The organism is Saccharomonospora piscinae, assembly GCF_005862235.1.
In the GTDB taxonomy this organism is placed as follows: Bacteria; Actinomycetota; Actinomycetes; order Mycobacteriales; family Pseudonocardiaceae; genus Saccharomonospora; species Saccharomonospora piscinae.
This window is the reverse complement of record NZ_VCEK01000003.1, coordinates 647,351-663,980: the sequence shown is the minus strand read 5'-3', so window position 1 is coordinate 663,980 and position 16,630 is coordinate 647,351. Positions and strand designations below refer to the sequence as shown.

At 70.8% G+C, this 16,630-nt stretch carries 18 protein-coding genes and 1 pseudogene; 10 read left to right on the top strand and 9 right to left on the bottom strand.

Features of this window, described 5'->3' with window-relative positions:
• Positions 1 to 567 (top strand): annotated as a pseudogene (locus FFT09_RS22930) (hypothetical protein); the annotation flags it as partial.
• 205 nt (positions 568 to 772) lie between these two features.
• On the opposite strand, the gene FFT09_RS14280 reads toward FFT09_RS22930, so the two are convergent.
• The 5 genes from FFT09_RS14280 to FFT09_RS14260 all read right to left on the bottom strand — a co-directional run bounded on the left by FFT09_RS14280 (position 773) and on the right by FFT09_RS14260 (position 5,355).
• Complete coding sequence (locus tag FFT09_RS14280) at positions 773 to 1,771, bottom strand: glycoside hydrolase family 25 protein (protein WP_138382972.1); 999 nt, start codon at positions 1,769 to 1,771, stop codon at positions 773 to 775.
• Positions 1,772 to 1,960: 189 nt separating this feature from the next.
• A complete protein-coding gene (locus FFT09_RS14275; RefSeq protein ID WP_138382971.1) occupies positions 1,961 to 3,199 on the bottom strand; it encodes a DUF5685 family protein in 1,239 nt (412 codons plus the stop codon).
• A gap of 34 nt (positions 3,200 to 3,233) precedes the next feature.
• Positions 3,234 to 4,082 (bottom strand): universal stress protein, encoded by an 849-nt coding sequence (locus tag FFT09_RS14270; RefSeq protein WP_081191345.1) that lies wholly within the window; start codon positions 4,080 to 4,082, stop codon positions 3,234 to 3,236.
• Positions 4,083 to 4,666: 584 nt separating this feature from the next.
• The gene (locus tag FFT09_RS14265; RefSeq protein ID WP_024874687.1) at positions 4,667 to 4,870 is read right to left on the bottom strand and encodes a cold-shock protein; all 204 of its coding nucleotides are present in this window, start codon (positions 4,868 to 4,870) and stop codon (positions 4,667 to 4,669) included.
• A 251-nt stretch (positions 4,871 to 5,121) separates the two neighbouring features.
• Positions 5,122 to 5,355 (bottom strand): hypothetical protein, encoded by a 234-nt coding sequence (locus FFT09_RS14260; protein WP_024874688.1) that lies wholly within the window; start codon positions 5,353 to 5,355, stop codon positions 5,122 to 5,124.
• A gap of 189 nt (positions 5,356 to 5,544) precedes the next feature.
• On the opposite strand from FFT09_RS14260, the gene FFT09_RS14255 reads away from it, so the two are divergent.
• From FFT09_RS14255 to FFT09_RS14240, 4 genes are read left to right on the top strand one after another with little or no spacing between them, the layout of a single operon-like run.
• Positions 5,545 to 6,540: a branched-chain amino acid ABC transporter permease gene (locus FFT09_RS14255; protein WP_081191346.1), complete on the top strand. Its 996-nt coding sequence runs from the start codon at positions 5,545 to 5,547 to the stop codon at positions 6,538 to 6,540.
• Between the two features lie 10 nt (positions 6,541 to 6,550).
• Positions 6,551 to 7,543, top strand: coding sequence for a branched-chain amino acid ABC transporter permease (locus FFT09_RS14250; protein ID WP_138382970.1), 993 nt, complete (start codon positions 6,551 to 6,553; stop codon positions 7,541 to 7,543).
• A complete protein-coding gene (locus FFT09_RS14245) occupies positions 7,533 to 8,366 on the top strand; it encodes an ABC transporter ATP-binding protein (protein ID WP_081191348.1) in 834 nt (277 codons plus the stop codon). The genes FFT09_RS14250 and FFT09_RS14245 overlap by 11 nt, the downstream gene beginning before the upstream one ends.
• Entirely contained in the window at positions 8,359 to 9,087 is a 729-nt protein-coding gene (locus FFT09_RS14240; protein ID WP_024874692.1) for an ABC transporter ATP-binding protein, read from the top strand. The genes FFT09_RS14245 and FFT09_RS14240 overlap by 8 nt, the downstream gene beginning before the upstream one ends.
• 81 nt (positions 9,088 to 9,168) lie before the next feature.
• Here FFT09_RS14240 and FFT09_RS14235 read toward each other — a convergent pair whose 3' ends face one another.
• Positions 9,169 to 10,422: an ABC transporter substrate-binding protein gene (locus FFT09_RS14235; protein WP_024874693.1), complete on the bottom strand. Its 1,254-nt coding sequence runs from the start codon at positions 10,420 to 10,422 to the stop codon at positions 9,169 to 9,171.
• Between the two features lie 209 nt (positions 10,423 to 10,631).
• Between FFT09_RS14235 and FFT09_RS14230 the strand changes: the two genes are divergently transcribed.
• The 3 genes from FFT09_RS14230 (at position 10,632) to bcp (ending at position 12,146) form a co-directional block, all read left to right on the top strand.
• Complete coding sequence (locus FFT09_RS14230) at positions 10,632 to 10,814, top strand: hypothetical protein (protein WP_024874694.1); 183 nt, start codon at positions 10,632 to 10,634, stop codon at positions 10,812 to 10,814.
• Positions 10,815 to 11,027: 213 nt separating this feature from the next.
• Positions 11,028 to 11,636, top strand: coding sequence for a hypothetical protein (locus tag FFT09_RS14225; RefSeq protein WP_341869011.1), 609 nt, complete (start codon positions 11,028 to 11,030; stop codon positions 11,634 to 11,636).
• A 30-nt stretch (positions 11,637 to 11,666) separates the two neighbouring features.
• Entirely contained in the window at positions 11,667 to 12,146 is a 480-nt protein-coding gene (gene bcp / locus FFT09_RS14220; protein WP_081191349.1) for a thioredoxin-dependent thiol peroxidase, read from the top strand.
• A gap of 22 nt (positions 12,147 to 12,168) precedes the next feature.
• On the opposite strand, the gene rdgB is transcribed toward bcp, so the two are convergent.
• Together rdgB and rph are read right to left on the bottom strand one after the other, a co-directional pair.
• On the bottom strand, positions 12,169 to 12,789 hold the full coding sequence (gene rdgB / locus FFT09_RS14215) for an RdgB/HAM1 family non-canonical purine NTP pyrophosphatase (protein WP_081191350.1): 621 nt from the start codon (positions 12,787 to 12,789) through the stop codon (positions 12,169 to 12,171).
• Positions 12,786 to 13,562 carry a ribonuclease PH gene (gene rph / locus FFT09_RS14210; RefSeq protein ID WP_081191351.1) on the bottom strand — a complete coding sequence of 259 codons (777 nt, stop codon included), beginning with the start codon at positions 13,560 to 13,562 and terminating at the stop codon, positions 12,786 to 12,788. Before rph ends, rdgB begins: the two co-directional genes overlap by 4 nt.
• A 123-nt stretch (positions 13,563 to 13,685) precedes the next feature.
• Here rph and FFT09_RS14205 point away from each other — a divergent pair, with 123 nt between their 5' ends.
• Together FFT09_RS14205 and FFT09_RS14200 are read left to right on the top strand one after the other, a co-directional pair.
• Positions 13,686 to 15,203, top strand: a complete 1,518-nt coding sequence (locus FFT09_RS14205; RefSeq protein WP_138382969.1) for an FAD-dependent monooxygenase — start codon at positions 13,686 to 13,688, stop codon at positions 15,201 to 15,203.
• Positions 15,200 to 15,841, top strand: a complete 642-nt coding sequence (locus FFT09_RS14200) for a TetR/AcrR family transcriptional regulator (protein ID WP_138382968.1) — start codon at positions 15,200 to 15,202, stop codon at positions 15,839 to 15,841. The genes FFT09_RS14205 and FFT09_RS14200 overlap by 4 nt, the downstream gene beginning before the upstream one ends.
• On the opposite strand, the gene FFT09_RS14195 is transcribed toward FFT09_RS14200, so the two are convergent.
• Positions 15,829 to 16,599, bottom strand: coding sequence for an MBL fold metallo-hydrolase (locus tag FFT09_RS14195; protein ID WP_138382967.1), 771 nt, complete (start codon positions 16,597 to 16,599; stop codon positions 15,829 to 15,831). The genes FFT09_RS14200 and FFT09_RS14195 overlap by 13 nt on opposite strands.
• Positions 16,600 to 16,630 lie beyond the last annotated feature (31 nt).

Below are 16,630 nucleotides of genomic sequence, written 5' to 3'. Positions count from 1 at the left end.
CCCGGAGACAACGCCGGGCCCAACAACACCCCCGGAGACAACGCCGGGCCCAACAACACCCCCGGAGACAACGCCGGGCCCAACAACACCCCCGGAGACAACGCCGGGCCCAACAACACCCCCGGAGACAACGCCGGGCCCAACAACACCCCCGGAGACAACGCCGGGCCCAACAACACCCCCGGAGACAACGCCGGCGACCCGCCGAGCGGCGGGGGGTCTCCGGACGGCGAGTCGACACCGAACGGCAACCCCAACGGCTCACCGGACCCCGCGCCCAAGCCGGCCATCCCGGACCGGCTCACCAACTGGGTCAGGGACACGATGGTGCGGCACGGCGAGAGCCCGGAGTTCGTCGACAAGTTCGACAAACTCACCAACATGCCGAAGGACCAGCTGGGCAAGCTGATCGGGACGGAGAACGTCGACAAGCTCGAAGGCGCGGTGAAGACGCTGACCGATCCGTTCTACGGCTGGCCCGGAGCGGCTGGCAAGACGATCGTGGACATCGTGAAGGGTGTCCCGGCGAGCGCCAACGCCGCGCTGAATGGCGAAGAAGAGGAATGAGCCGTGTGTGTGGCCCGGTGGTGAGTCCGGGCCACACCCACCTTAGAGCCCCTAACGCATTGGCGTTCGATCAGGGAGCGGCGGCCAGGCGGTACGTCGCAAGGCGGAGGGGCGTCCGCGTACTGGAAGTACGTGGGCGATCCTCCAACGCGGCGAGGCGCCGCCTGGCCGCCGCGAGCCGAACAGACCAATGTGTTAGGGGCTCTTAGTACACGAAATCCAGCGAACCGTAGTACTCGTAGCGGTCGTCGGGCTTGGCGTATTCGTAGTACAAGGCGCCGCTGGTCGCCCCTTTCGGGATGTCGACGCGCCAGGGGCGGAGGCGATGGACGGTCTTCCCGCCGTCCGGGGCGGGATTCCCCCGGTAGTCGAACTTCGGCAGCCCGTCGTCCTCACGCCCGTCCGGATATCGGTCGCCGACGAACAGCAGGGCGTTCACCGTCAGTTCCCCGTGCGGACAGTTGATGGCGATCTGGTCGGCCCCGGCGGGAATCTGGAAACTCTGGGCGTGCGTGCCCACGGTCAGCGGCACAGGCATGGTGTCCTCCTGTTGCGGGTTCGACGGGGCGGAGCCACCTCCACCCGGGGACTGGAACAGGGCTCGCAGTTGCGCGATCGTTCCCCGATAGGCGTTGCCGTCGATGGGCGAACGCCCTGCCACGCGGGCGGAGCTGGTGAACTGCAGCACCGCGACCCGCAGCCCGCCGTAGCCGTCCCAGTAGTGGGGCGGCACGTCGGCGTACTCGTCACGGATGTCGTCCACCACGTTGTCCGGGTAGCGCGACGACCACAGCGGCGGAAGCCCCGCGAGTGAGGGTGATCCGATCCGTTGCCAGTACCACCTCGGCAAGTACAGCAGGGGCACCGGATAACCCGCGTTGCGCAACCGGGTGACCAGATCCCGGGTCAGTGCCACTCCACCGCTGTTGGTCTCCACGTCCGGGATCACCGGCACCCCGCGGGGCACGATGGTGCGCACGTGCGCGACCTGAGCCGCCGCGCTGATGCCGTCGCGCTGGTAGTGGTAGGCGGCGTACAGCTTGCCCGTTCTGCGCGCCTTCGCCAGGTTCTCGGCGAATCGCGAGTCGGTGAAGCCGCTTCCCTCCGTGGCCTTGAAAATGAAGAACTCGATGCCCTCACGGGCCGCGCGTTCCACATCGAAGCTGCCCTGATGATGTGAGATGTCGATCCCGAGAATAGGCACGATTCTCACTCCCCACACTCGTGCCGGGACGGACCGGTGACTGCTCTCCTTTCCGCGTGTGCGGGTTTCGTGTCTCTTCTGTGATGAAACCCGCACGGAGAGTGCGGTGGCAAGCCTGCTGTCCGGGTGAATGCGGGGAACGGCACCCGAAAAATGTGAATGGCTTTCTACGAGCGGTGGGCGACCGGATCAGCCACAGCTGCCGCATTCGCAACAGCTGCAGCATTCGCAGTACTCGCAGCAGGCGGTGTGCGGGCGACCGCTCCACGGGCCGGGCCACGGGTCCCGGCAGCAGTACTGGCACGTGCAGCACTGGTACGGCACGAGCAGGCAGCCCACGAGTGCGTTGCGCGCTCGCGGTGGCACCGAGAACTTCGGTACCCAGCAGCCCCCACCATCGCCGTCGGCGACGTCGAACCTGTCGTGCGGCGGCGGTGCGGGCGGGCCGTCGTGCCGGTCAGCGTCCTGCGGCGGCAACTCCGAACCGGGCAAGGCCGCAGCGGGGTGGTGCGGTCCGTGAGCCGACCACTGCGGCTGGTTTGGCTGGTGGGGACCCCCCGGTGAGGGCGGCGGTGAGCGGTGCCCGAACGTCCGGGTCACAGCGTGCTCGAGTTCGTGTACCAGCAAGGCGTGGACCAGTCCGGGACGCCGGAACGTGACCTCGTGCAGTGCCAGCCGAACCCCGCGCACGGCGTCGTCGCACAGCCGGCGAGCCTCCGGCAGCGAGGTCCCGGTGGCGGTCAGCGGGTTCCACGCCCCCGAGGCGAGGTCGGCGTCGCGGTCCTCGACCGCGTCGAGCAGGTGTGCCACTCGCCCGAAGAAGCGTCCCACCTCGGACAGCGTCTCGGCATCGCCGGGGTTACCCGCCAGCACCGCGGTGTGTGCGAACGCGGCCGCGGTCGCGGTCTCGGTGGGTTCGGTGACCGACAGCACCGAATCGCCCAGCCCCACGGCCGCTTCCCGCGAGGACTGGATCGCGACCGCCTCGGCCAGCGGCGTCGGGTCGAGTCCGACCAGGGCCGCCGTGGCTCCGCCCTGTCGAGACCAGCGGCCCGCCGCCGACCGTGCGAGGCTCGCGAGGCTCCGGTGCCGCAGCGCGCCGTCGCCGTCCTCGGCGTGATCGCGCACCTTGGCCGAGGCCAGCACCAGCGACACCGAGGCGGCGAGCGCACTGCCCTCGCCTCCGGCCACGGCGGCGCGTCGCATGCCGCGCAGCGGGCACGGACCCGCGAGCCGCCGCGCACCGGTGTCCGCCCGCTGGGCCTCGACCAGCGCCGAGATCACCAGCCCGTCGTAGTTGGTCGCCGTTCTGGCGAGCTGGCCGTGGTGGTCGCGCAGGGTCAGGCAGAGACCGCACAGGTGGGCCACCCAGTCGGCGTGCAGCGCGGGGGACAGCCGATGCGGGCAGGGACGGATGATGCCGAACACGGGCCCTCCAGTGATCAAGACAGCGGCGGCGAGCCTAGCCCGCGGCCGCGCCGTCTCGATCGCCGGGCACGACCAGCACGTCCGTGGGCGAGTGCCGCACCGCGTTCTGCGCGACGCTGCCGAGTAACGCGCGCTCGAAGCGCGAGGTCGTGCCGGTACCCGTGACGACCAGATCGGCCTTCCGCCGCGCCGCCAGTTCGGGCAGCACCCGCTGCGGCGACCCGGAACCGACGACCACTGTCGCAGGCCCCGGCCGCAGCGTCGCCGCGAACTCCTCGATCCGGGGCCGGATCTCGGCCGTGCTGGCGGCCCGCAACCGTTCGAGATCGGCGTCGTCGAGTCCGCGCAGGCGAAGCAACTGCTCGCCGATGACGACGCTGACATGCACGACCGTGTGGTCGGCTCCGGGAGTGAGCGCCGCGCCGAACCGCGCGGCGGTGCGGGCCGTCGCGGAGTCGTCGACCCCGAGCAGAACGGTGTCGTAGTCGGCGGTGACCGGCGTGCGCACCACCAGCACGGGACAGGGGCTCGCGTGGACGACGTTCTCCGTGGTGCTGCCCACCAGCGCACCGACGAGTCCCCGGAGGCCGTGTGCCCCCAGTACGAGCAGGTCGGTGGAGCCGTCCACGGCCTCGGCCACGATGGTCTCCGCCGGTGAACCGGATCGCACCACCATCGCGGCCCTGGTGCCGATGTACTCGGCGGTGTGAGCACGCAGCGCCTCGGCGGCGACGGCGGTGAGGTCGTCGTCCGCCGGCAGCGGGACGGCGAACAGCGCCGTCAACTCGGCCCGGTGCAGCGACGCGAGCCGAGCGGCCCGGCGCAGCGCTACCCCGGACCTGGCCGACAGGTCCGTCGCCACCAGCACTCGACGCAGCGGCACCGGTCACCTCTTCCGCCTCGTGGACTTCACACTAGGCGAGATACCCGATGATCCGGGTCACCGGAACCGGCGACCACCTGATCGGAGGCGCCGCGAGCGGCTCAGCGGCGTCGGCGCGAGCGGCGGGAGCGGGAGGAACCACGCGACGAGGCCGAACCCGGGCCGCCGCGGCCCCCCTTGTCACGGTTTCCTCCCCGGCCGCCGCGGCCACCGTGGCCACCGCCCGGGCGGCCACCGTTTCTGCCGTCGTTTCCGCCCCGCGGTGCGGCGGCCCCCGGCGAGGGAGGCGCGACCGGCGAGGCGGCGGAGGCTGGAGGAGCGTGAAAGAGGCTGACGGGACCGCCAACGGGGGTCTCCTCTGGAGACTCCAGCTCGCGGTAGTCGACCGGCTCCTCGTGGGTGGTGTGACTGAATTGAAGCGGCGCGGCATCGACCTGCTCATGCGCCGGAACGGTTTCCGGGGTGGTCCCGGAGGTTGCCGAAGACATCGAGTGCAAACACTCTCCCTGTGCGACACGGTCCGTGAGGTGGTCGCGAGCGGGGGCGCCGCGTGACACGGCGCCCCCGGCACACTCAGGCGTGACTCAGAGGGCGCGCACGCCGGTGGCCTGCGGGCCCTTGGCGCCCTGGCCGACGGTGAAGGCGACGCGCTGGCCGTCCTCAAGGCTGCGGAAGCCGCGCCCGTCGATCTCGCTGTAGTGCACGAAGACGTCGGCGCTCCCGTCATCGGGGGCGATGAAGCCGAAGCCCTTCTCGCTGTTGAACCACTTCACGGTTCCCTCGGTCATGGAGTCTCCTTCGAAGGGGAAATGTCGGCGGCCACACCGTGCGACCGCCCGCAGCCGCGGGGTCGAGCCGGCCAGCGTTTCCCACCTGTCGCGAGGAGACGTGACACGCCCGCACCGATCTTTCGCGGACGTGCAAGACACGAACACGCAAAACCTGCGACTGCCCAGGACAACGTCCTGCCGCGCCGGATCATTCCCGGCACGCCGACACCCTACCCGACGGCGTGCGGACTCCCGACGCGCACGGGAGGTCAGCAGTCACGATCCTCCGCGTCACCGGGCACCATCCCGTCCGCGTGCCCGTTTCCGGCCACGGCCTGCGCGTCGGCGTGGTCGTCGAGCAACTCTCCCACCTCGATCAGCCTGGCCGCCAGAGCACGCTGCAGCGGAGGCGGGGCGCCGTGGCGCAGCAGGGGTACGACCCGGTCGAGGTCGTGTCGCAGTCCGGTCAGTGCCGTGAGAACGGCAGCGGTCCGATCTTCCATAGAACTCCATTCCTCCACAGCCCCCGAATGGGCTATCTGTGCAGACGAACGGAGGAACGTCTTATGACGCGGCACGGGATTTCGGCCGCAGACAGCTACGTCAGGTAACAATCCAGCACGAGACCACCCAAAGGCCTTACCCGCCCGTACACTGCGCGCCACAAGCCCATGACGGCGAGCGAGGTGGCAGTGCGTCTTCATCGACTGCTCGCACCGGCGTTGGCCCTGCTGCTCGTGGTCGCGTCACCGGCCACCGCGTCAGCGCAGGGCGGCGAGGTGCCGAGAGGTCCGACGTTCCTCGACCGGGCGCTGCAGGCGCTCGTCGACGGCATCCAGTTCGGTGCGATCATCGCGATCACCGCGGTCGGACTCTCGCTGGTGTTCGGAACCACCCACTTGATCAATTTCGCCCACGGCGAGCTGGTGACCATCGGTGCCGTCGTGGCGTTCTTCCTGAACGTCGCGGTGGGCGGACCCGGTCTGCACCTGCTGGTGGCCGCGGTGCTCGCGGTGATCGTGGGAGGACTACTCGGCGGGCTGCTCGAACTCGGTCTGTTCCGGCCACTCCGCCGCCGCGGCACCGGGATGATCAACTTCTTCATCATCACGATCGGGCTGTCGCTGCTGCTGCGCCACGTCGTGCTGGTGTTCTTCGACAGCCGCCCCGGCTCCTACCGGGAGTACGACCTCCAGGACGTCCTCACGTTCGGACCGGTCGGGATCACCCCCCGCGACCTCACGATCACGGTGCTGTCCGTGCTGGTGCTCGTCGGAGTGGCGCTGCTGCTGGAGAAGACCAGGATCGGCACCGCCATCCGCGCCGTGTCGGCCAACCGCGACCTCGCCGAGTCCTCCGGGATCGACGTGCAGCGGGTCGTCCTCGTCGTGTGGGTGCTCGGCGGTGGTCTCGCCGCGCTGGGCGGCGTGTTCTTCGGCCTCGCCGAGATCGTCACCTGGGACATGGGCTTCCGGCTCCTGCTGCTGATGTTCGCGGGCATCATCCTCGGCGGGCTCGGGTCGGCCTACGGCGCCATGGTCGGCAGCTTCGTCATCGGGATCGTCGCGCAGATGTCCAGCCTGTGGTTCCCGGTCGATCTGCAGAACGCATGGGCGCTACTGGCTCTCATCGTGGTGCTGCTGGTACGGCCGCAGGGAATCCTCGGCACGCGGGAACGAGTGGGCTAGGCGGGTACGCATGGACTGGGAAGTCATCCTCTCGGACGCGCTGCGGGCCGGGATCGGCCCTGTGGCAGCCGTCTACGCCCTCGCGGCGGTCGGGCTCAACCTGCACTTCGGCTACACCGGACTGCTCAACTTCGGGCAGGTCGGTTTCATGCTCGTGGGCGCCTACGGCGTCGCAGCGTCGGTGTCGACGTTCGGGCTGTCACTGTGGGCGGGAGTCGCCGTCGGCATCGCGTGCTCGGTCCTGCTCGCGTTGCTGCTCGGGTTACCCACCCTGCGGCTGCGTGCGGAGTACCTGGCCATCGCGACCATCGCCGCGGGCGAGATCCTGCGGATGTTCTACCGCTCCGAATGGTCCGAGCCGGTCACCGGCGGCGTGTTCGGGTTGCAGCAGTTCGCGGGCGAGTTCTACGAACTCAACCCCGTTGCGCCCGACCGCTACGGCTTCTGGCTGCTGAACTACAGCTCCCGCGACCTCTGGGTGCTCAGCGTCTCCTGGGGCCTGGTGGCGCTCGCGACACTGCTGGTGTGGCTGCTGGTGCGCAGCCCGTGGGGCCGGGTACTGCGAGCCATCCGCGAGGACGAGGACGCCGTTCGCAGCCTCGGCAAGAGCGTCTACTCGTACAAACTCCAGAGCCTCGTGCTCGGCGGTGTGCTCGGGTCGCTGGCCGGGATGCTGTTCGCCCTGCAGAACCAGTCGGTCAACCCGGACAGCTACGACCCCGTGGTGACGTTCTTCCTCTACACGCTGCTGGTCCTGGGCGGCGCGGGCCGGGTGTTCGGTCCCGTGCTGGGCGCGGTGCTGTTCTGGGCGATCCTCACGTTCTTCGACAGCGTGCTGCGCCAGGCGATCCAGGGCGGGGTCATCCCATCGACCGTGCTGGACGCATCGGAGATCGGCGCCGTGCGCATGGCGCTGGTCGGGCTCGGACTGATGGTGCTGCTGGTGTTCCGGCCGCAAGGTGTTCTCGGCAGTCGCAAGGAGATGCAGCTCGATGCCCGCTGACGACATCGCGCCCGAACCGGGCGTGGCCAAGCCCGACGCCCTGCTGGTCGCCGACGGCGTACGGCGCACCTTCGGCGGCCTCACCGCCGTGGACGTGGAGCACCTGGAAATCCAGCGGGGCACCATCACGGCGCTGATCGGACCGAACGGCGCGGGCAAGAGCACCCTGTTCAACGTGCTCAGCGGCTTCGACCGCGCCGACGCGGGATCGTGGACCTTCGACGGCGCACCGCTGGCGGGCAAGGCGGCCCACCGGGTCGCCCGGCACGGCATGGTGCGCACCTTCCAGCTCACGAAAACACTCGGGAAGCTGTCCGTCGTGGACAATCTCAAGCTCGCGGCGACCGCGCAGCGTGGTGAGCGGCTGCTGCCCTCCCTGCTGCCCCCGCTGTGGCGACGGCAGGAGCGGGAGATCGAGGCGCGCGCCGACGAGCTGCTGGAGCGCTTCAAGCTCGCGCACATGCGCGACGAGTTCGCGGGCACGCTGTCCGGTGGGCAGCGCAAGCTGCTGGAGATGGCGCGCGCCTTGATGGTGCGGCCCACGATGGTCATGCTGGACGAACCGATGGCGGGCGTGAACCCCGCGCTGACGCAGTCGCTGCTCGGCCACATCACGGCGCTGCGGGACGAGGGCATGACCGTGTGCTTCGTGGAGCACGACATGGACGTGGTCATGGGCATCAGCGACTGGGTGGTGTGCCTGGCGGAGGGCAGGGTCGTGGCCGAGGGCCCGCCGGACGTGGTCGGTGCCGACCCCGCCGTGATCGACGCCTACCTCGGCAGTGAGCACGGCGAGCCCGGTGTGGAGGACGACGATGAGTGATCCGCTGCTGGTGGCGCAGGACGTCTACGCGGGCTACGTCCCAGGCGTGGACATCCTGCGCGGGTGCGGGCTCGACCTGCACTCCGGGGAGATCGTCGGGGTGATCGGCCCGAACGGAGCCGGTAAGTCGACGTTCATCAAGGCGGTGTTCGGGCTGCTGCGCGTCCGGGACGGCAGTGTCCGCCTGCGCGGCGAGGACCTCACCAACAAGCCGGCGCACACCCTCGTCTCGCGCGGCATCGGCTACGTGCCGCAACGCGACAACGTGTTCGGCCCGCTGAGTGTGGAGGAGAATCTCCGCATGGGCACGTATCTGCGGCCGAAGGCGTTCGACGACCGCGTGGCGTACGTGGAGGAACTGTTTCCCGTGCTCGGGCGGCGCCGGTCGCAGAAGGCGAGTTCGATGTCGGGTGGCGAACGGCAGATGCTCGCGATGGGCCGCGCGCTCATGATGGGCCCGGACGTGCTGCTGCTCGACGAGCCGTCGGCGGGCCTGTCGCCGCGCTACCAGGACGAGGTCTTCGCCCGCATCAGGCAGATCAACGAGACGGGCGTGTCGATCCTCATGGTCGAGCAGAACGCGCGCCGGTGCCTGCAGATCTGCGACCGGGGTTACGTGCTCGACCAGGGCACCAACGCCTACACCGGCACGGGCCGGGAACTGCTGCACGACCCCAAGGTCATCGAGCTGTACCTGGGAACGCTGGCCCGAGTCCGCTGACCCGTGCCTGGCAGGGTGCCGGGAAGGCCACCCTCGCTGCGGCTGACGCAGTGAGGGTGGCCTTCCCGGCATCTCCGGTACTCAGTTCGCAGCCGTGCCTTCCTCCGTGCGGACGGTGGCCAGCTCGCCTTCGTCGTCGTAGGTGTAGACGTCGAAGGTGGCCTTGCCGGGCTCGCCCTGTTCCACGAAGTCGAGCGGGCCGCTCACACCCTCGTAGTCGATGTCGGAGCCGTTGTCGAGCAGTTCCTTGCAGTCCGCGAACGAGCTGCACTTCTCGCCCTCACCCGTGACTCCGTTGATCTCCGCCGCGAACACCGTGGGATCGTCGGTCTGCGCGGCCTCGGCCGCGAGGGCGATGATCGTCACGCAGTCGAAGACCTGCGGCGCGAACTGCATCTCCTTGAGGTCCGGCGCGAACTCCTTGAGCCGCTCGCTGTACTCGTCGTTCTCCGCCGTCGGCGCCGTGCCCTTCATGCCCGCGATCACACCGGGGTCGTTCGGGGACACGAGCGAGGCCAGCTCGGCACTACGCAGGCCGTCCGTGCCGTAGACGCCGATCTCCTGCGGCCCGACGCCCGCCTCGATCATCGACTGGAGCACCTGGGTGCCCTCCTCGAACGCCACGACCACGGCGGCGTCCGGGTTGGAGCCCTTCACCTGCTGGGCGATCTGGTCGAAGTTCGTGGCCTCGGGGTCGTACGTCTCGCCCATCACCACGGTGACGCCGGCCGACTCCAGTGCCTCCGTGGTCGAGTCCAGCAGTCCCCTGCCGTAGTCGTCTGCCCTGGCCGCGATGGCGACCCGCTGGTGGCCGTCCTCGGCGATCACCTTGCTCAGTACGGAAGCCTGAAGGTTGTCACTCGGCGCCGTACGGAAGTAGAGATCGCTGTCCGGGTAGTCGGTGAAGGTCGCCGCCGTGTTGGACCCCGAACACTGCACGACACCCGACCCGGTGACGTTGTCGATGATGGCGAGCGACATGTTGGACGCCGCCGCGCCGATCAGCGCGTCGACCCCGCCGGAGAGCACGCGGTTGGCCGACTGCACGGCGACACCCGCCTGCCCCGCCTCGTCGGACGCCACGACCTCAGGAATCGGCTGCCCGAGCACGCCACCCGCGTCGTTGATCTCCTGGACGGCGTACTTCACCGACTGAATCTGCGGGGGTCCGAGGAACGCGAGTTGCCCGGTTTCCGGGAGCACGTACCCGAGGTTCAGTACGCCGTCGCCGCCGTCGCCGTCGCCCTGGCCGCCTCCGCCACCGCCGCAGGCGGTGAGCACCAGTGTGGCGGCGCTCAACAGGACCGCCGACCGCCAGACCGCTGACGCTCGCATGGAGCCTCCATTCCGTTGTGATCGCGAGCCGTCCACCGGGCACCCGGTCGTGCCCACGGCAGCCGCGTGAGTGACCTCACACACTAGATCGTCGAACGCGGACGGTGAACAATGCGAGGTCGATTGATACATCGCCTTGACTTGCCCCCACTCCAACTGACTTGGAGTATGAACCCGCGACACGCTGGGTGACGACACGGGAGAGACGCATGGACGGACGGCGCCTGCTCCGCTGGCCCGACCGGTGGGCCGACTGGTTCGAGAAGCGCGGCGTCTACGTGCCGGGCGAGGACAACCGTGTCGTCGATCCCTGGCGCGACTGGGGCTGGCTCATCGTGATCTGGCTGGCGGGCCTGGCGGTGTTCATCCTCGTCTTCGCCATCGCGGTGTGAGCCCCCGCACTCGCCACGCCCCCTCGCCGGTGACCGCCGCCACGCGATCCGCCACGCGGATTACGACGAGGACACGGCGAAGCTCCGACTCCGCGTCAACCCTCTACTCCGGGTGGCCCGTGGATGCTCCCGTCGTCACAGTGGACGAGGGCGGTACGACCACACGCCCGAACGGAGTAGTCCACCCCCGCGACCGGAGCAAGGAGTCAGGCTGTGGCCACGGTGTCTACGGTGTCGGCGGCGTCGGCGGCGAAGACGGCGAAGGTTGTCGCCGGGGTGTGTGCCGCGCTGGCGCTGGGAGCCTGCGGCACGTCGCCCGCGGGTGCGGGACCGGACGAGGCGACGCCCGGCCCCCCGGGCACGCCCGCCGCGGCGGCCACGGGCACCGCGCCCCCGCCGCAGAACTCCGCCGCCGCCACCTCACCGGCCGCGGGCCTGCGCTTCGGCTCCGAGCACCGATTCCCTTCCGGGCTCTCCGTCAGCGTGTCCTCGCCCAACATCTTCCAGCCGAGCGAGAACGCCTACCCCCGATCCGACCGGGCCGCCGCCTTCGACATCACGGTGTACAACGACGGGCAGAAGCCGTACCGGCTCTCCGACCTCTCGGTGCGCGCCTCGATCGAGGACGTGGAGGTCCAGCAGGTCCAGGACGCGACGCGGGGCTACAACGGCGTCGTCGACGCCGACCGGGACATTCCACCGGGTGAGACGGTGGGGGTGACGCTGGCGTTCGCGGCACACCCCGAACCGGCCGCGCTGCGTCTGACGCTGCGACCCGACTCGTCGGACGAGACCAAGGCCGTGTTCGTCGGCACCGTGTGAGGCGGCGGAACCGCGCGTTACGCTTCCGCCATGACCGACCCCATCCGCCTGTCCCCCGGCGATCCGGCACCCGATTTCACGCTGCCGGACAGCGAGGGCAACACCGTGTCGCTGTCCGACTTCCGCGGCCGTTCCGTGGTGGTGTACTTCTATCCCGCCGCGGGGACTCCGGGTTGCACCAAGCAGGCGTGCGACTTCCGCGACAACCTGGCCCAGCTCAACGACGCGGGCTACCAGGTGCTCGGCATCTCGCCGGACAAGCCGGGCAAGCTCGCCACCTTCGCCGAGAACGAGAAACTGACCTTCCCGCTGCTGTCCGACCCCGACAAGACGGTGCTCACCGAGTGGGGCGCTTTCGGGGAGAAGAAGAACTACGGCCGCGTGGTGCAGGGCGTCATCCGCTCGACGTTCGTGGTGGACGGCGACGGCACGATCAGCACCGCGAGGTACAACGTGCGCGCCACCGGCCACGTGGCCAAGCTCCTGCGCGATCTGAAGGTCGGCGGCTAGGCGTACCTCCACCGCTGCGCTGCTACCGCGCCAGTTCTGCCAGGTGCGGGGCGAGGGCGCGCAGTGCCTGGCCCCGGTGGGAGACGGCGTCCTTCTCCTCCGGGGCCAGCTCGGCCGCCGTCCGGTCGCCACCGCCGGGAGCGAAGATCGGGTCGTAGCCGAAGCCGTTGTCACCGCGCGGCTGCCGCACCAGCGTTCCCGGCCACTCGCGGCGCAGCACGACCTCGCTCGCGGCACCGGCCACGCCGGGCACCACGAGCGCGACCGCGCACACGAACGCCGCGTCGCGTCGCTCGTCGGGCACGTCGGCGAGTTGGCCCAGCAGCAGCCGGAGATTGGCCTCGTCGTCGCCGTGCGCACCCGCCCAGCGCGCCGACAGCACGCCGGGCATTCCGTTGAGTGCCGCCACGGTGAGCCCGGAATCGTCGGCGACCGCCGCGAGCCCGGTGGCCTTCGCGGCGTCCCGAGCCTTGGCGAGCGCGTTCTCCTCGAACGTCGCACCGGTCTCGGGGGCCTCGTCGAACGGTTCCACCTCGGCCATGCCGACGATCTCGATCCCCGCGGCACCCGCCTCGGCGACGATGCGCCGCAGCTCGGCCAGCTTCTTGGCGTTGCGGGTCGCCAGCAGCACCCGAGCGCTCACCGGGAGCCCTTCTTCTTCGTCGGCGGCGGGGTGGGCAGCGTGCCGGGATATGGCGCGGCGAGGGCCTCGGCCTGGCTGCGCGACAACTCGGCGCAGCCCGCGAGCGCGAGATCGAGCATCTTGTCCAGGGTGGACCGGGTGAACGTCGCGCCCTCGCCGGTGCCCTGCACCTCGATGAGCGTGCCCGCGTCGGTGGCGACCACGTTCATGTCGACCTCGGCGCGGGAGTCCTCCTCGTAGGGAAGGTCGAGCCGCACGCGCCCGTCCACGACTCCCACGCTGACGGCCGACACGGCGGCCGACAGCGGCTGCGGGTCCGCCAGCCGTCCCGCCGCGCCGAGCCAGGTCACGGCGTCGGCCAGGGCCACGTAGCTACCGGTGATGGCAGCGGTCCGGGTTCCCCCGTCGGCCTGGATGACGTCGCAGTCGATGACGATGGTGTTCTCGCCCAGCGCGGCCAGGTCGATGCAGGAGCGCAGGGCTCGCCCGACCAGCCTGCTGATCTCGTGGGTGCGCCCGCCGACCCGCCCCTTGATCGACTCGCGGTCGCTCCGCGTGTGGGTGGCCGACGGCAGCATGGCGTACTCCGCCGTCACCCAGCCGAGGCCGGAACCGGCCCGCCAGCGCGGCACCCCCTCGGTGACGCTCGCCGCGCAGAGGACCCGGGTGTCGCCGAACTCGACGAGTACCGAGCCCGCGGGCCACTGCTGGTATCCGCGGGTGAGCCGTACCTCGCGGAGCTGGTCGTCGTTCCTGCCGTCTTCTCGCACCACGTCCCGCAGCCTAGTGACCGCGCCGTGACGGCGGGCGACTCGGTCCCCACCGTGGACACGGGGCACCAGGGCGGAGTAATTTTGTATTCGTCACCGGTTACGTATAGAAAATGGGAGCGCGCCGTGGCGGAACACACAGAGGTGCTGGTCGTCGGCGGCGGCCCGACCGGCCTGACCGTCGCGTGCGGGCTCGCGGCCCACGGTGTCGGCGTGCGCGTCGTCGATCGCGCGAGCGGCCCCGCCACCACCTCGCGGGCCAACATCGCCCACGCGCGGGCGGTCGAGGTCCTGCACCGGCTCGGCGCCCTCGGCGACCTTCGCGAACGCTCGCTCGAACCGAGGGCGATGCGCATGCACGCGGGCTCCCGCCCCATCGCCACCGTGGGCTTCGCCCCCGACGAGGCCGAATCGACCCAGGCGCTGTTCGTGTCCCAGGCCATGATCGAGCGGCGGCTGCGGGACCGGTTCGCCGAGCTGGGCGGGGCGGTGGAGTGGGCAACGGCGCTGACCGGGTTCGAGCAGAATGCCGACGGTGTGACGGCCGAGTTCGCCGACGGCACGCGGGTGCGGGCACAGTGGCTTGTCGGCTGCGACGGCGCGCACAGCACCGTGCGCGAGCTCGCGGGCATCGACTTTCCCGGCGTGCCGGTGGCCGAGCGGTTCCTGCTGGCCGACGTCCACGCGGACTGGCACCGGGACCGCAGCATGTCGGTGGGCTTCTTCCACCGCGACGGCATCGTGATGGCGATGCCCATGTACGACCACGAGCACGACACCGACGGCGGCGACCGCTGGCGGCTCATGGCCGAGGTCGCCGATCTCGACGGCAGGCTCGATGCCGACGAGATCGTCGCGCGGTTCGCCGAGCTCGTGCCCGCCCGTACGGGCGAGACCGGCCTGCGCATCCGGGACGCGGTGTGGACCTCGGTGTTCCGCATCCACCGCAGGCTCGCGGCGGACTACCGCCGTGGCCGCGTCCTGCTGGCAGGCGACGCGGCCCACGTGCACAGTCCGATCGGCGGGCAGGGCATGAACACCGGGCTGGGTGATGCCGAGAATCTCGCGTGGAAACTGGCGCTCGTCGTCCGGGGCTCGGCGGCGGAGCCGCTGCTGGACACCTACACCGCCGAGCGGCGCCCGCTGGCCGCCGAGGTGCTGCGCGCCACCACGGCCAACACCCGCCTGCTGACCGCCGACAGCGCGGTGGTGTCGTTCCTGCGCGACCGGGTCCTCGTGCCGTTGCTCGACACCGAACGGGTCCGCAGAGCCGCGACCCGCGGGGCCTCGCAGCTGTGGGTCACCTACCGGAAGGGACCGCTCGGTGGCCGGGGTTCCGCACCGAGGCCCGGCGACCGGATCGCCGACCGCGTCTGCCTCGACTCCGAGGGCCGGTCCACGCGGCTGCACGCGGAACTGCTTCCGGCGTGGGTCCTCCTCGCGCCGCCTGGAGCCCACCCGGACGCGCTCGCCCGCACGGCGCACGACCAGCTGGGCGGCGAGATCACCGCCCTGACCGACCCCGGCGCTGAGGGGCAGGCACTGTTGATCCGGCCCGACGCCCACCTCGCCTGGCGCGGAACCGATCCGGACGGGCTGCGGCGGTGGCTCACCACGGCACTGAGCGCGGGAACCGCCGCATGAGCGGCACGGCAGTACCCCGGCCCGGCCCGGGGCGTCCCCGGGACCCACGCGCCGACGCGGCGATCCTCACCGCCGCCGTGGACCTGTTCGTGGAACGTGGGCTCGCGAGAACGAGTATCGAGGCGATCGCCCGGCGCGCGGGCGTGGCGAAGGCGACCGTCTACAAGCGCTGGTCGACGAAGGAGGACCTGCTCGCCGAGGCGATCGAGCGAGCCCGCGACGACATCCCCGCGCTGGACGAACAGGACCCGGACGTCCCACCGGCCGAGCTGATCGAGGCGATGCTGCCCCGGTGGGGTGCGGCACTCGCCGACCCGCGCTACCGGGCGCTGATGGCTCGCCTGCTCGGTGCGGGCCCGGATCACCCCGCCCTGCTGGACATCTACTGGAACCACCACGTCGTCCCCCGCCGGGAGCGAGCCCGGGCGGTACTGCGCCGGGCGCAGGAGGCCGGTGCGCTCGACGCGGACGCCGACCTGGACATGCTGATCGACATGCTGCTGGGCGCGATGATCCACCACCTCGTGCTGGAGCCCGGCAGCTCACGGCCCGACGACCACGCGGCCTACCTGCGGCGATTGCTGCGCCAGGCGGGCCTCGCCATCGGCGCCGGCGTGTCCCCGGCTCAGAGGTCGTAGACCGCGCCCTGCTCCACCGGCTCGACCGGGCCGGAGAACGCGGCCCGCGCCTCCGCCACGATCGCGTCGACGTCCGACCACGGCGGCACGTGCGTGAGCAGCAGGCGCCCCGCGCCCGCTCGCGCGGCGAGCGCACCGGCCTGCGCGCCCGACAGGTGCAGGGCTTCGGGCCGACCCGGGGCGTCGGTCCAGCTCGCCTCGCACAACAGGGCGGTGGCCCCGGCCGCCAGTTCCTCGAGCGCCGGGCACGGCCCCGTGTCACCGGTGTAGGCCAGCGTGGTGCCGCCGTGCTCGATCCGGAAACCGAAGGACTCCGTCGGATGCACCACGGGCACCGGCGTGACCGTGAACGGCCCGATGCGCCGGGCTCCGGGGTGCAGCGGGTGGAACGCGAACACGTCGGACAGGTCGGTGTTTCGGCGCTCGGCCTCGTGCGGTGCGTAGGCGTTCGCCAGCCGGGCCGGCGCCTCCTCGGGCGCGTGGACCGGCAGCCTGCGCTGCCTCGGATCGTACGGCGGGGCGGGGTGGTAGCGCCGCAGCACGGTCAGCGCGCTGACGTCGGCGCAGTGGTCGGGATGCAGGTGTGACAGCACGAGCGCGTCCAGCGTGAACGGGTCGCACACCGCCTGGAGCCGCGCGAGCGTGCCGTTTCCGAGGTCGAGCGCCAGCCGGAAGCCGTCCGCCTCCAGCAGGTAACCCGACGCGGCCCGGTCCGGCCCGGGAATGCTGCCACTACAGCCGAGGATGGTGAGTCGCACGATCAACACCATGCCACGGCGGGTGCCGCGA